Below are 14,121 nucleotides of genomic sequence, written 5' to 3'. Positions count from 1 at the left end.
TCAGGTCGTCATGCGGGCAGTGCTTCAAACCCGTCCAGCGGCGTGCCGGTCGGCAAACCGGTCTTTGGATGGGTCGCGTACCAATGTCCATCGGTCTGTACGGCGTGCACCGGTATCGAATGATTGTGTCCGTTATGAGCAACAGGCTGAGCCGCCTGCTCCTGGGCATTGCGCGGCGCCTTCAACGGGTTTGATACACCCAGGCAAGTGCGCAGTTTTTCTTCCACCACGCCAAGCTTTAAAAGCCCTGAGGGGTTCGGTGCCCTGCCCAACGCTTTAGGCAGCGCGACGAGCCCTTTCCCGCCGGCGACTATTAAGTCTGCCGTGCCATCCAGTGGGTTCAAGAACCCACTGACCACGCTAACCCCCTTTTCCAGCACGCGAAACGCCTTGACACCGAAAGGAGCAACAGCCTTAGTGGACTTGACGAGCGGTTTCAAGGTTCCAAATGCCCCACCTACAAAAGCCCCCACGGTGTCGATCATCAACCCGCGCATCCCTTCGACGATGTTGCCTTTGGTCAGGTCAATGACGGCCCCGACAAAAGGGATCATGCTCAGCAAAATACTGTCGTTGCGTCGCAACATTTCGCGCTGTTGTTCCAGCGGCAACATGCCCTGCGCGACCTCCAGCACGCTGTCGCGATGATGGATAAAATTGCCCTGCATGATCCGATCGACAATTGACTGGGTGCGGGGCGACGAAAAACTGTTGGGCACCTGGGTGGTTGCGTCGCCCGGTACAGGGGCCGGCGCAGCCTGCAGGGTCTCGCCCAGCTTATCAATAATGACACCCGGCGACGTCACACCGGGTGTGGGCAAGGCATTGGAGCTGTAAGCGGTGAAATCAAATGGCTCCACCGCGCCCTGCTGCACTGGGAGGTTTGACACCGCCCAAATCCCATACGTCTTCGGCACAGTTTGAAAGGTACCTCCCAGGGCCAAGTCACGTGGCAGGTCTTCGCGCTTGACGATCAACATCTTGTCCGGGAACACCTCGAAGTAGCTGATCACTCCGTTGTAATCACAGCGTATCAACGTGCCTTTACGCCCTCTGCGCTCCTCCACCTGGTTCGGTGTCTCATCTATCGTGGGCACACCATCAATTGCCTCGCGCAAGGCAAACAGGTCCACGTCCCCCCACTCCAAGGCTTGGCGATCAGCCAACGGCAGTTGGGCGATCATGCGTCTTGTGGTGATGCTCAAACCCTGCTTGAGTTTGTCCAGGTAGGCATCGACTTCACCGGGCAACTGGGCCTGAACATCCGGTAAATGGGCGATCCTGGCGTTCAACGCTTGCACGTTGTCATCAACGGCTGCCTGGTCGGATGCGCTCAGCCGCGGTATGACAAATGGAGAGGTGCGCCGGCCTGGTTGTGGCGGCTGCTCCCCGGGCGCCAGCAGCATCCACCGGTCACTTGTAAGGTCGCCGGTCATGTACGCCTCGATCAGCTTACGTGTTCTCGGCTCGGACAGCTTCATATTGCGGCGTTCATCCGGGTCTGCGATGTATACCCGCATGGCTTTCAACTGCTCCACGCTCAGGCCTGGAAATACTGTCTGCAAGTTCCTGATCGCCGAGTCTTCTCGTATTGGCAGCGGCAGGTTGAACTGTTCAAACGCATAAACGAGTTGCTCGCACTCCTCATTGAAAGCCGTGATGGCCTGCAGATAGTGATGCTGTGTGTAGCGGCCATCCACCGGCTTTCCATAGAGCCCTCGCATCAAGCCCCAATCCAGTAACACGTCGACCCCATAATTATCCAATACCGCCGCTTCGTCCGGCGTGCTGGCGCTCAGCCGGCTAAGCGCCATGATTTCGCTGTAGCTCATGGCCCGCGAGCAACCGGCCCCACCTTGACGCTCGGCAAGCGTAACGCCCAGGCGAAAGTCGGCCCATTCCACCGAGCCTATCCGCATCGTGGAAGGGATATCCCGGACCAGAAACTCGGGCGCGCTACTGGCCAACAAGAGATGCGCGGCCAGCGGTACAGTCTTTGGATCAAGCAAGGTGTTCTGAGCCAGTTGAGTCTCGATTTCAGCGCGTACCGACGCCATCGTCCGTCCACTGTTGGCGGGCTGATAGATGTCATAACCGGCAACGTTTCCAGGCCCCCGAGGCATCTCGGGGTCAATCTGCAGCAGGGTCGCCGTGAGTGCCCACTGCTTGGCTTCGAGGGTCGATAAGTCATAAGTACCGGACGAGCCCTGAAAATACAGACTGCGAGCAGCGGCCTTGCCCCAGTCCAGGGCTGACGGGTGGTCGAGGATCTGTTCCAGTATCTTGTCGGCGTTGGCACGCACCTCTTGCGGGGTGTGCTCATCGAGCACGCCGCGAAAATCCAGGGCGCGCAATAGACTCGGTTCGCTGCGGCTGATGGCGTCGTCGCTCATGAATTGCACTACTAAGCGTTTGTCATTTTCAGACAACATGCCCGGTGCCCAGGGTCGCGAAAGCAATTGCGCGTAATTACCCAGCGCGGGGGCAGGCGCCACCGCAGCTTGCAACCAGCGAATGACATTGCGCACTTCCTTCGCGGTCTTGGGTACGGGGAAGCCGTGGGAAATCAGTACATCACGCAGGGCGGCCTTGTCGGCACCGTTTGTGGCCAACACCGACGTGGCGCCGATCGGCGTCTGCGCATCGGCCAGCGACACCTCTTCGTCGTCGGGTCGATTGCGAACCAGATCAGCCAGGCAAACTGCCAGGTATTGACGCTCGTCCAACCGGTCGATGGTTTTTCTTGCCGCAAGGCTGCTGCCCTGCAGCCGGCCTTTTGTCTCGGTTGACCAACCGGACCATTCCTCCGCCAACAGATGTCCACGCACCAACGCCAACTCATCGGCATTCTTTGGCGGGGTGATTTCATGCCACTGCAAGACAGCGTTGCGAGAAAACCGGTCGGACTGTTCCGGCACATAAGCCAAGCCATTACCCACTTTATCCAGCGCCGTGGCAGCGGCGCGCAATCGGGCCCCGACTTGCCACCAACCCGAATCGTCGCTCAGGGTGAACGTCTTTCGCGTTCCCACGCGACCGTCGAAGACCAGCCCGGTGATTGAATCCGGTTTTACTATCACAGTATCCGGGGCTATGCCCTTGCTCATAAACCACGCCTGGACTTCCTCGGTATTGAATGCACTGCGCAAAGCGGCAAAGCCTGCGTAGAAAGTGCTGTCGGAGGGGATCTGGACAAGGGAGTCCCACACGTGGCGCGTGGCTGATGTCGCCAGCTCGTTACGCAGGCGGTGATCACCCTCGCTCGACGCCAAGGGCACAGGTTGCAGCGTCCATCGTCGGAGACTATCAACGGCAGGATTTGAGGCTGCTTCGCGTTTGCTGCGAACAGCGGGATCGGGGAAGGCGTTGGCCGCCGGGCTCACAGAATGTAGCGGCGGCGTAAACGCAAGGGTGTCGCGACTAGGGCTGATACTCGACATGTCTGTTTCCTCTGAACCAATCAAGGGCAGAGTTCTCGTCCCTAAGAACCGTCGAGAAGCAACGTAGCAACCAACGCAAGCTATGCGAGTAGGTAAACTCCTAAGGCGGTGAAAACAGTCCTACAGAATACGGTACAGCAACCGCTCGATGCGCACTCGACTGACCCGGCGCAGGAACTTGCCCACCGCGGGTGGATAATCCACCAGCGTCTGCAGCTGTTGGTAGCCCTCTATACGGGTTGCATGCTGGAAGATCTGGGCCAACTCGGTACGCCGCGGCGCTAGCCACTGCCCTTGTGGATCGTCGATCAGCAAGCCGTTTTCCAAATCGAGGCGAAACGCCCGAGGGTTGAGGTTGTTGCCGGTGAGCAAGGTGTAGCGCTCATCCACCCACATGCCCTTTAGATGGTAGGTGTTATCGCGGTCGCGCCATAAGTGCAGGTTCAACTGGCCGCTGTTGATCATCGGCTGGTGCCGCTTGGCAAAGCGTCGCAGGCTGATCTCGTACAGGTACGGCAACGCCGCAATCACCTTGAAGGGTTCAGTGGGCGGAATATAGAAGTCGTTGGCGGTCTTGTCGCCCACCACGATGTCGATCTTCACACCGCGTGCCAGGGCACGGTTGATCTCGCGGGTCACCGGCAATGGCAGGTTGAAATACGGCGTGCAGATGGTCAGTCGCTGCTGGGCGCTGGCGATCAGTTCGAGGATCACCCGGCTCAACGGGTTGTTCTTGCCGACGCCCAGCAAGGGGCTGACCGACAGATGGCCATTGGGCAACTGCCCGGCTGTGGTGTCGTAGCTCGCATGCTTGAGACGGCTGCGCAGGTCGCCGATGTCGTTGCGCAGACTGCGGGTGGTAGGCGGGTTTGGCAGGTCCAGGCGATGCACTGCCTTGGACGCCACCAGGCCGTGCTCCACCAGGTGCTGCATCGAATCGGCCAAGGGTTGGCTATGGATCAGGTGATAACGGTCGAAGCGGTATTTGTCGAACTTGTGCAGGTACACATTGTTCAGGCTGGCACCGCTGTACAGCACGCTGTCATCGATCACGAAACCCTTGAGATGCAACACGCCGAACAGCTCGCGGGTTTGCACCGGCACGCCGTACACCGGTACTTCGGTGGCGTGGCGCTGGGTCATCGCCTGGTACCAGGCGCTGTTGCCCGGTTGCTTGCCCGCGCCGATCAACCCGCGCTGGGCGCGCAGCCAATCAACCATCACCACGATGTCCAGTTCGGGCCGTGCGGCCTTGGCGGCGTGTAGCGCGTCGTAGATTTCCTGCCCCGCCTCATCCTGCTGCAAGTACAAGGCAACGATGTAGATACGCCGCGTGGCCCCGGCGATTTTCTCCAACAAACAGCGACGGTAGGCGTCGGCGCTGGGCAGCACCTCAATGGCCTCGTTGGACAACGGGAAACCGCGCAGCTTGGGCAACAGGGAGCGTTTGAAGAACGACGGCATAGGGCTCGCAATGGGTCGAATCCGAAGAGGCCCAAAGCTTACACCATGAGGCTGCTCAGGTCTCGCAGTGGGCAATTCAAAAAACCGGTTGACCATGAAGAACGATCGTTCTACTGTGCGAGGCATGAACGATATTACTCAGAATGAAACCCGCGACATCATCCTCGACGTCACCGAGAAATTAATCTATCGCCACGGCATTGCTGCCACCGGCATGGACTTACTGGTGAAAACCGCCGGTGTGTCGAGAAAGAGTATCTACCGCTACTTCACCAACAAGGATGAGTTGGTGATAGCTGCCCTTCAACGCCGCGACGAGCGCTGGATGCAGTGGCTGCGCAGCGAAGTGGAACACAGCGACGACAGCGGCGAACGCCTGCTGGGGCTGTTCAGCGCGCTCAAGCGCTGGTTCGGCTCGGCGGACTTTCGCGGCTGCGCCTTTATCAACACCAGCGGTGAAACCGGCGACGCCCAGGACCCGGTGCGCCTGTTGGCCAAGGCCCATAAACGCAAACTGTTCGAGTACGCACTCGAACTGTGCCAAGCACATGGCACTCCCGACCCGGAGCAGCAGGCCGCGCAACTGCTGATCCTGATCGATGGTGCCATTACCGTCGCCCTGGTCATGGGTGATTCAACAGCTGCCGATAATGCGCAATGCATGGCGCGGACCTTACTGCAACTTTGAACTCACAGCCCAGGCAACTTTCGACCCAACCTTAATTACTTTGAGGAGCCGCCCATGTCAGCCCAAGAAGAAGTCCGTCCACCCCTGCCGCCGTTTACCCGCGATTCGGCCATCGAAAAAGTCCGCCTGGCCGAAGACGGCTGGAACTCCCGCGACCCACAGCGCGTGTCTCTGGCCTACACCCTGGATACGAACTGGCGTAACCGCGCCGAATTTGCCCATAACCGCGAAGAAGCCAAGCAGTTCCTGACCCGCAAATGGGCCAAGGAGCTGGATTATCGACTGATCAAGGAATTGTGGGCCTTTACTGATAACCGCATCGCCGTGCGCTATGCCTATGAATGGCACGATGATTCGGGTAACTGGTTTCGCTCGTACGGCAACGAAAACTGGGAGTTCGACGAGAACGGCTTGATGGCCAACCGCTTTGCCTGCATCAACGATATGCCAATCAAGGAAAGCGAACGCAAGTTCCATTGGCCGCTGGGGCGGCGCCCGGATGATCATCCCGGTCTGTCAGAACTGGGGCTATAACCCCGACTCTGCAGACCGAATGAGATCCAATGTGGGAGCTGGCTTGCCTGCGAAGACGGTGTATCAGTCGCTGCATCTGTTACTGAACCACCGCCTTCGCAGGCAAGCCAGCTCCCACATTTGGATCGCGGGGCATCAATTGGACCTGCGTCTGCTGTACGCCCCCTCCCACACGTTTAGTCCTGATTCAGCCCAACCCGATACAACACGCCGTCATCCTCATCGGTCAGCACATACAGAAAGCCATCCGGCCCCTGCCGCACATCGCGAATTCGCGCTTTCAATTCGCCCAACAAGCGTTCTTCGTGGATCACCTTGTCCCCCTCGAACTGCAACCGAATCAGCTCTTGGCTGGCCAGCGCGCCGATAAACAGGTTGTGCTGCCATGCCTTGAATCGGTCGGCGTCGTAGAACGCCATGCCACTGATGCCCGGCGATTTTTCCCAGACATGATGGGGCGCCACTGTGCCCTCTGCCGTTTTGCCCTTGGCTTCGGGAATCGGCAGCAGGGAATAGTTGATGCCATGGGTTGCCAACGGCCAGCCGTAGTTCTTGCCGCGTTCGATGATATTGACTTCATCACCGCCACGGGGCCCGTGTTCATTTTCCCAGATCGTGCCGCTCCAGGGGTTCAGGGCCAGCCCTTGCGGGTTACGCTGCCCATAGGACCAGATCTCGGGACGCACGCCGGGTTGACCGACAAAGGGGTTGTCGTCCGGCACGCGCCCATCCGGGTAGATGCGCACCACTTTGCCTTGCAACTTGTCCAAATCCTGGGCCGTGGGACGGTCGTTGTTCTCCCCCAGGGTCACGAACAGGTAGCCGTCCCGGTCAAAGGCCAGGCGCGAACCGAAGTGGTTGCCGGTAGACAGCTTGGGCTCCTGGCGCAGGATCACCTTGAAGTCCTCCAGGCCACTCAAGTCAGCTGCCAAGCGCCCACGCCCTACGGCTGTACCGGCCTTGCCGCCCTCGCCACCGCCTTCGGCGTACGACAGGTACACCAGGCGGTCCTGCTTGAAGTCTGGCGACAGCACCACATCCAGCAACCCACCCTGCCCTTTGGCCCATACCTGCGGCACGCCCTTCAAGGGCGCAGACAGCTTGCCGTCCGGGCTGACAAAACGCAGGTGCCCAGGCAATTCAGTCACCAGGAAACCTTGCTGGTCGGGCAAAAACGCCAGCGCCCACGGATGGTCCAGGCCCTTGGCGACTGGCGTGGCGGTGATGCTGCCTTGCTCACTAGGGAACTGTTGGCTATCGGCGGCATACACCGCGCTCAAAGGCAGCAACGCGGTGGCGCACAGGGCGGCTAACAAGGTTTTACGTAAAAACATAAGGCGAAATCCTTAGCGGCGATTGCCGTTGGCATCATAGGTGGGCGCTTTAGGTGCGGTGGCCGGTCGGCTGGGGGCCGCTTCCTGCTTGTGGTAGCGGTTGCCGATGCCGCCGTTTTCCAGCGTCGGCCGCGGGCTTTCCGGGACAGGCTGGATACTGCGAACCGCCGGTGCATTGGGCTGGGTGCCCTGCATGCTATTGGGGTTGGCCCGGTGAATAGGGCCGTAGTCGCTACGCCCTGGCAGGTTTTGCGCCTGGGCCAATGGCGCAAGAGCCAGGCCCAGCGCTAATGCAGCAAGATGACGAACACAACGGTTCATGGCCAAACCTCTCTATGCCAAGTACTACGTGCTTTCGATAGCACGCTACGCCGCGGGTTCGCGTTGTGACACTAAATAGTTTCTCATCAGGTGTAACACGATCTGTCCGAGCATCTATCCACCGAAACTTTTGCCCTGCCCTGTGAGTCACCAGCACACAGGCTCTTCGTTGAGGAATCACACCTATGCCACGGGCAATCTGGAAAGGCGCCATCAGTTTCGGCTTGGTTCACATCCCGGTATCGCTGGTTTCGGCGACCTCTTCACAAGGCGTCGACTTTGACTGGCTGGACAAGCGCAGCATGGACCCGGTGGGCTATAAGCGCATCAACAAAACCACCGGCAAGGAAGTCACCAAGGAAAATATCGTCAAGGGCGTGGCCTTTGAAAAAGGACGCTACGTGGTGCTCAGCGAAGACGAAATTCGCTCGGCCCACCCCAAGTCCACCCAGACCATCGAAATCATCGCCTTCGTCGCCAGCGACCAGATCCCCCTGCAAAACATCGACACGCCCTACTTCCTCGCTCCGGATAAACGCGGCGGCAAGGTCTATGCACTGCTGCGCGAAGCGCTGAAAAAAACCGGCAAGGTGGCCCTGGCCAATGTGGTACTGCACACCAAGCAACACCTGGCCGCGTTGATGCCGCTGGAATCGGCCCTGGTGCTGGTCATGCTGCGCTGGCCCGCTGAAGTGCGCAGCCTGGATGAGTTGGAACTGGGCAGCGATGTGACAAAGCCGACCCTGGCCAAAGGTGAGTTGGACATGGCCAAGCGCCTGGTGGAAGACATGAGCGCCGATTGGCAGCCCGATGAATACCGTGACAGCTTCCAGGACAAGATCAGGGCGCTGGTGGCGAAGAAGGCCAAGGCCGGCAAGATCGAAGATGTGGAAACGGTCGAAGGCGGCGAAGAGCGAAAATCCGCGGATGTCATCGACCTGACCGAACTGCTCAAACGCAGCCTGGCGGGTAAACCTGCGGCGAAAAAGAGCGCCGCGAAAAAGTCCAATAACAAGGCCTCTTGAGCCTGCCATTGACGGGAGAACGACATGGCAAAGCCCCTGAGCGAGTACAACCGCAAGCGCGATTTCAAGATCACCGCCGAACCCGCCGGCAGCTCACCCGCCAGCAAACGTAACGCTTCGGCCCTGAGCTTTGTGATTCAAAAGCATGATGCGCGCAACCTGCACTATGACTTTCGCCTGGAACTGGATGGCGTGTTGTTGAGCTGGGCGGTGCCCAAGGGCCCAAGCCTGGACCCGAGCCAGAAACGCCTGGCGGTGCATGTTGAAGACCACCCACTGAGCTATGGCAGTTTCGAGGGCAGTATCCCCGCCGGCCAATACGGTGCGGGGGATGTAATCGTGTGGGACCGAGGCATCTGGCAACCCCACGATGACCCGCGCAAAGCCTACGCGGCGGGTAAACTCAAATTCACCCTGGTGGGTGAGAAACTCTCCGGTGACTGGGCGCTGGTGCGTACCCGCCTCAAGGGCAGCGGTGACAAGGAGCAGTGGCTGTTGATCAAGGAAAACGATCAGCAGGCGCGCCCGGCCTCTGAGTTCGATATTGTCGAGGCCGAGCCCGCCAGCGTGCTCAGCGATGCGGTCGTGGGCAAGCCAAAAGCCAAGGCCAAGGCCAAACCCAAGGCCGCGCCAAAAGCCAAAGCGCCCAAGCGCAACGCTGCGCTGCCTGACGAGTTTGCCCCCCAACTGGCAACCTTGGTCGACCGCGCCCCCGAAGGTGATTGGCGCTACGAAATCAAGTTCGACGGCTACCGCATCATGGCGCGCATTCGCGACGGTGAAGTGCGCCTGTTCACCCGCAACGGCCACGACTGGACCGAGCGCCTGCCGCGTCAGTGCAAAGCCTTGCAAGCCCTCAAGCTCAAAGACAGTTGGCTGGATGGCGAAGTGGTCAGCCTCAATGGCGACGGGCTGCCGGATTTCCAGGCGCTGCAAAACGCATTCGATATCGGCCGCAGCCTGGACATCGTCTATTACCTGTTCGATGCACCCTTTTTGAACGGCCGCGACCAGCGCGAAGACCCGGTCGAAGAGCGTCGGGCTGCGCTTAAATCCGCACTGTCCGCCAGCCGAAGCAAACTGCTGCGCTTCTCCGAAGCCTTTGCCGCCAGCCAGCGCGATATTTTCGAGAGCGCCTGCGACCTGGCGCTCGAAGGCGTGATCGGCAAGCGCGCCGGCAGCCCCTACGTGTCGCGGCGCAGTGCCGACTGGATCAAGCTCAAATGCCGCCTGCGCCAGGAATTCGTAATTGTCGGCTACACCCGCCCCCAAGGTTCGCGCAGCGGCTTTGGGGCGCTGCTGTTGGCGGTCAACGATGACACTGGCCTGGTCTATGCCGGGCGCGTGGGCACGGGCTTTGATCAGGCGGCGCTGAAAACCATCTATGCCAAGCTCACCCCGCTCGAGCGCAAGGATTCACCACTGCAAAAGCCATTGACCAGTGCCCAGGCCCGCGGCGTGCATTGGGTTGAGCCGAGCCTGGTAGGCGAAGTGCAATTTGCCGAATGGACCCGTGAAGGCGTGGTGCGTCAGGCCGCGTTTGTGGGCCTGCGCACCGACAAGCCAGCCTCGCAGATCATTCATGAACAGCCGCGCGCGGCCAAGTCGGTCAAGGCACCCGAGGCATCGAAAGCCGGTAAAGCGCAGGCAATGGTGAAGAACGTGAAAATCACTCACCCCGAGCGCATTATTGACAAGCACAGCGGCACGCAAAAACAGCAATTGGCACAGTTCTACACCGATATCAGCGAATGGATCCTGCCCTTTCTGCGCGCGCGTGCCGTGTCCCTGCTGCGCGCGCCGGAAGGGATCGAAGGTGAGCAGTTCTTCCAGAAGCACTCAGAGCGTATGGCCATCCCACACATCAAGCAATTGGACCCGGCGCTGGACCCAGGCCATGCGCGCCTGATGGAAATAGACAGCGTGGACGCACTGGTCGGTGCCGTGCAAATGGGTACGGTCGAGTTTCACACCTGGGGCGCGACCGCAGCCAAGATTGAAACGCCCGACCTGTTCGTGCTCGATCTCGATCCGGACCCGGCTCTGCCCTGGAAAGCCATGCTGGAAGCGGCCCAACTGACTCTGTCGGTACTTGATGAGCTGGGCTTGCAGGCTTTCGTCAAAACCAGCGGCGGCAAGGGCCTGCACTTGATCGTGCCATTGGCCCGGCGCGATAACTGGGACACCGTCAAGGCATTCGCCAAAGCCATTGCCCAATTCATGACACGCCAACTGCCCGAACGCTTTACCGCCACCAGTGGCCCCAAGAACCGCGTGGGCAAGATCTTTATCGATTACCTGCGCAACGCCCGTGGCGCCAGCACCGTGGCGGCGTATTCAGTGCGGGCACGCCCGGGCCTGCCAGTGTCGGTGCCGGTGAGTCGAGAGGAGCTGAAAGGATTGCGTAGCGCCCAGCAGTGGACAGTGGCGAACCTGCATCAGCGGCTGCAAACGTTGAAGGATGACCCCTGGGCGGGGTATGCCAATCGGCAGAAGATCAGCAAAAAGATGTGGGACAAGTTGGGCGCGCAACCCCCTGGGTGATCCGCGCCCTGAGCCAGGTCAGATAAGAATGAAGATCAGCGCCAGACCGGCAAAGATCGCCCACTTTTCCAGGTAGTAGCGCGTGCGATTGCGCTTCTTGAGCTCTTTGCCACGCAGGCGAATCTTGTACAGACGGGTAAAGGCACGGTTGAGGCCGCCGGTCTTGTCGCCCTCATCGTTGGGCGAACCCGCGGCCGCCATCACATTGCGGCTGAACCAGCGGTTGAACGCCGCCGCCCAGCGGTACTTCATCGGCCGTTCGATATCGCAGAACAGAATGATGCGGTTCTGTTGGGTGGTGTTTTCCGCGTAGTGAATGTAGGTCTCGTCGAACATCACCGGCTCACCGTCGCGCCAGTAGTAGTTTTCACCATCCACGTTGATATAGCAGCCTGGATCGTTAGGCGTATCCAACCCCAGGTGATAACGGTACGAGCCCGCATACGGGTCACGGTGACGCACCAGCTTGGAGCCCGGCGGCAGCTCGGCGAACATCGCCGCCTTGATCGAGCCGATGCTCTGCACCAGCTCGGTGGTACGCGGGCACAGCTTCATCGCCGAGGGGTGACTGTCGCCGTACCACTTGAGGTAGAAACGCTTCCAGCCGGTCTTGAAGAACGAGTTGAAACCTACGTCGTTGTATTGCTCCGAGCGCTTGATTTCCCCCGCTCGCATCAGATTCTGGCCTTCTTCGCGGATCTCTTCCCAGTGCTCCTGCAATGGGCTCAGGTCTGGAAAGTCGCTGGGCGAGAGGTAGGGACGGCTGGGCTGCTTGGAGAACAGGTACAGGAAACAGTTGATCGGCGCCAGGAACGTCGAGTGATCACTAAGCTGGCGACCCAGCTTGTGTCGCACCCGACCACGCAGGTGTACATACGCAATGGAAGCAACGTAGAGAGCAACAATGATGAGTTTCAAGGGATTCGTCACACGTCAGGGAGAGAACAGGCTGCTCCTGCGAGCCCACAACGGCCGAGGATGGATAAGCAGCACCTGAAATCACAATTCACATACAGGTGACACGGCCGGCGGATAACCGCCTGCGTGCCACCATTGGCAGTTATTTAGCCACACTTTGTAACCAAAGGTTAACTAAGAATTGTGAAAAGCTGTCTATTGAGTGTGCTGGGGGTAGGAGCAGGCAGGCCCTTGAGCCTGCCTGTTTGAGGGCGTTTGAAGGGTTACAGCGGGGTGTCTTTATCCTCGCGGCGATCCCCTAATGCCGTATAGGGCACTGCCTGAGTGCGGCTGCGAACGAAGTAGCGGATCAGCGCAATCATCAGGCCCAGCAACAGGCCGCCGACCAGGCTCAATGCGATGACCAGCGGTTTTTTCGGCTTGATCGGCGACAGAGGCTCCTGGGCTCGACGGTCAATCGTCACCAGCTTGAGGTTGCTCATATCGATATTCAAACCACGCAACCTGGCGACTTCAGCGCGAAGCGGCTCGACGTCCTGCAAGAAGATGTCTTCATTGCCCCGCTTGCGCAGCACCTCAACCTCGCGGTTGCTTTCCAGCAGTTGCAAGTCTTTGCCGATCTCGGCAATGCGCGGGTTGGTGAAATCGTCACTGGTACGCTGCTGCAATGCAGCGCGCTCGGCTTCCAACGCCTCGGTCCCCATGAAATACAGCGGGATCTTCTGGTTGTTCACCTCGGTACGCATGACCTGGCTCGAACCCGTGCGGGTGGAGTCGGCCATAGAGGACGGCGTTGTCGGCGTACGGATGCCCATGGACTTGGCAATGCTGATCGCTTCGGCCAACTCGGCCAAGCGGTTGGTGCGCTCCATCTTCATTTGCAAGCGCAAAGCGCTGAGCTCGTCCTGCAATTGGGCACGCTTGAGCCGGTCAGCTTCCAGCAACTTGGCGATTTTCGATTCTTTATCGGTATCGTAGTTGGCACGGGCAGCGTCGATCTTGCCCTTGAGCTCGCTCAAGCGGTTATTTACGATAACTTTCAGGTCGGCACCCACCTGCTGACGCTCGGCGGCAATGGCGTAGTCCACAAAACCGTTGAGGATCGCAACACCATCGACGTCGGTCGGGTATTGCAGCTCCAGACGGATATAACTGCTCAACGAATCGGATTTCTTGGGGTCAGGCAAAATCAGATTGACGGAATTGCGGTTGAACGCCTCAAAGCTCTGCTCAAGGGTTTGCCCCGGTTTCTTGAACGCCTTGAACAACTCCTCATGATCCTTGAAGAACCCCAGGCGCGCATCATAAGAGTCCAACTGCGCGCCCACTTTGAGCAGCGCATCGGCAGGCGGCAACTTATACACTTCCGAACGGTTCAAGGCGTCTAGCTCGTTGATTGCAGCAGGCCGCAACACACTGCTGACTTCATAGGTCTTGGGTGCCAGGAAGGCATAACCTGCGCCTAATACCCCGGCCAGAAGCGTACAACCGACCACCAGCTTTTTTTGTCGCCAGATGGCGTGAAACAATTCAAATAAATCAATTTCATCAGACGCTGCGGAAGGCGGAAGCGGGGAAGTACGATTCAAAATAAGAACACCTTAAAATAATACTAAAAGGCCATCATTCTCAGAAGTCTGAATGACTTCAAAAATCAGGGACAACGCCCTGGATACGGCAGACCAATGGCGATGTGACCACTCAGTCCCCTGAAATATCCCACAAACTTAGGGATTATTTCGGTTTCATTTCGGTGAGTAAGCCAAATCACACAGCCATGTCAGACTGATCTGGTTGCAAGCGTAGTCAATACAACATGAAAAAGCTGTCAAATACCTGTCTTATAAAGAAAA

The 14,121-nt window shown here is 58.9% G+C and carries 10 protein-coding genes; 4 read left to right on the top strand and 6 right to left on the bottom strand.

The genetic code is table 11. The features are described 5' to 3' along the window. Positions 1-8: 8 nt before the first annotated feature. Entirely contained in the window at positions 9-3,440 is a 3,432-nt protein-coding gene (locus tag AC07S6_RS08455; protein ID WP_495112081.1) for a hypothetical protein, read from the bottom strand. Positions 3,441-3,560: 120 nt separating this feature from the next. Continuing rightward, positions 3,561-4,904, bottom strand: coding sequence for a CDP-diacylglycerol--serine O-phosphatidyltransferase (gene pssA / locus AC07S6_RS08450; RefSeq protein ID WP_495112080.1), 1,344 nt, complete (start codon positions 4,902-4,904; stop codon positions 3,561-3,563). Positions 4,905-5,028: 124 nt separating this feature from the next. Between pssA and AC07S6_RS08445 the strand changes: the two genes are divergently transcribed. Both AC07S6_RS08445 and AC07S6_RS08440 read left to right on the top strand, forming a co-directional pair. Continuing rightward, positions 5,029-5,592, top strand: coding sequence for a TetR/AcrR family transcriptional regulator (locus tag AC07S6_RS08445; protein WP_490614892.1), 564 nt, complete (start codon positions 5,029-5,031; stop codon positions 5,590-5,592). 54 nt (positions 5,593-5,646) lie between these two features. Next, positions 5,647-6,126: a nuclear transport factor 2 family protein gene (locus AC07S6_RS08440; RefSeq protein ID WP_495112079.1), complete on the top strand. Its 480-nt coding sequence runs from the start codon at positions 5,647-5,649 to the stop codon at positions 6,124-6,126. Positions 6,127-6,302: 176 nt separating this feature from the next. Here AC07S6_RS08440 and AC07S6_RS08435 read toward each other — a convergent pair whose 3' ends face one another. Continuing rightward, on the bottom strand, positions 6,303-7,460 hold the full coding sequence (locus AC07S6_RS08435) for a PQQ-dependent sugar dehydrogenase (protein ID WP_495112078.1): 1,158 nt from the start codon (positions 7,458-7,460) through the stop codon (positions 6,303-6,305). 12 nt (positions 7,461-7,472) lie between these two features. After that, positions 7,473-7,781 (bottom strand): hypothetical protein, encoded by a 309-nt coding sequence (locus tag AC07S6_RS08430; RefSeq protein ID WP_197880397.1) that lies wholly within the window; start codon positions 7,779-7,781, stop codon positions 7,473-7,475. 185 nt (positions 7,782-7,966) lie between these two features. Here AC07S6_RS08430 and ku point away from each other — a divergent pair, with 185 nt between their 5' ends. Together ku and ligD are read left to right on the top strand one after the other, a co-directional pair. Beyond that, positions 7,967-8,806 carry a non-homologous end joining protein Ku gene (ku, locus tag AC07S6_RS08425; RefSeq protein ID WP_197880396.1) on the top strand — a complete coding sequence of 280 codons (840 nt, stop codon included), beginning with the start codon at positions 7,967-7,969 and terminating at the stop codon, positions 8,804-8,806. A gap of 24 nt (positions 8,807-8,830) precedes the next feature. After that, the gene (ligD, locus tag AC07S6_RS08420; protein WP_495112077.1) at positions 8,831-11,350 is read left to right on the top strand and encodes a DNA ligase D; all 2,520 of its coding nucleotides are present in this window, start codon (positions 8,831-8,833) and stop codon (positions 11,348-11,350) included. A gap of 18 nt (positions 11,351-11,368) precedes the next feature. Here the strand turns inward: ligD and lpxO are convergent, their stop codons facing one another. Together lpxO and AC07S6_RS08410 are read right to left on the bottom strand one after the other, a co-directional pair. Beyond that, on the bottom strand, positions 11,369-12,268 hold the full coding sequence (gene lpxO / locus AC07S6_RS08415; protein ID WP_003191066.1) for a lipid A hydroxylase LpxO: 900 nt from the start codon (positions 12,266-12,268) through the stop codon (positions 11,369-11,371). Between the two features lie 263 nt (positions 12,269-12,531). Beyond that, positions 12,532-13,857, bottom strand: coding sequence for a Wzz/FepE/Etk N-terminal domain-containing protein (locus tag AC07S6_RS08410; RefSeq protein WP_197880394.1), 1,326 nt, complete (start codon positions 13,855-13,857; stop codon positions 12,532-12,534). Between the last annotated feature and the right edge of the window lie 264 nt (positions 13,858-14,121).

It is taken from the genome of Pseudomonas sp. GW821-FHT07B01 (assembly GCF_059419065.1).
Note: the sequence above shows the minus strand (reverse complement) of the source record. Positions and strands in the feature narration are given on the sequence as shown.

What these genes read in the sequence shown, in the direction of transcription:
- ligD (WP_495112077.1), top strand. Translation starts at nt 8,831, where the DNA reads ATGGCAAAGCCCCTGAGCGAGTACAACCGCAAGCGCGATTTCAAGATC.
- AC07S6_RS08445 (WP_490614892.1), top strand. Translation starts at nt 5,029, where the DNA reads ATGAACGATATTACTCAGAATGAAACCCGCGACATCATCCTCGACGTC.
- ku (WP_197880396.1), top strand. Translation starts at nt 7,967, where the DNA reads ATGCCACGGGCAATCTGGAAAGGCGCCATCAGTTTCGGCTTGGTTCAC.
- pssA (WP_495112080.1), bottom strand. Translation starts at nt 4,904, where the DNA reads ATGCCGTCGTTCTTCAAACGCTCCCTGTTGCCCAAGCTGCGCGGTTTC.
- AC07S6_RS08430 (WP_197880397.1), bottom strand. Translation starts at nt 7,781, where the DNA reads ATGAACCGTTGTGTTCGTCATCTTGCTGCATTAGCGCTGGGCCTGGCT.
- AC07S6_RS08455 (WP_495112081.1), bottom strand. Translation starts at nt 3,440, where the DNA reads ATGTCGAGTATCAGCCCTAGTCGCGACACCCTTGCGTTTACGCCGCCG.
- AC07S6_RS08440 (WP_495112079.1), top strand. Translation starts at nt 5,647, where the DNA reads ATGTCAGCCCAAGAAGAAGTCCGTCCACCCCTGCCGCCGTTTACCCGC.
- AC07S6_RS08435 (WP_495112078.1), bottom strand. Translation starts at nt 7,460, where the DNA reads ATGTTTTTACGTAAAACCTTGTTAGCCGCCCTGTGCGCCACCGCGTTG.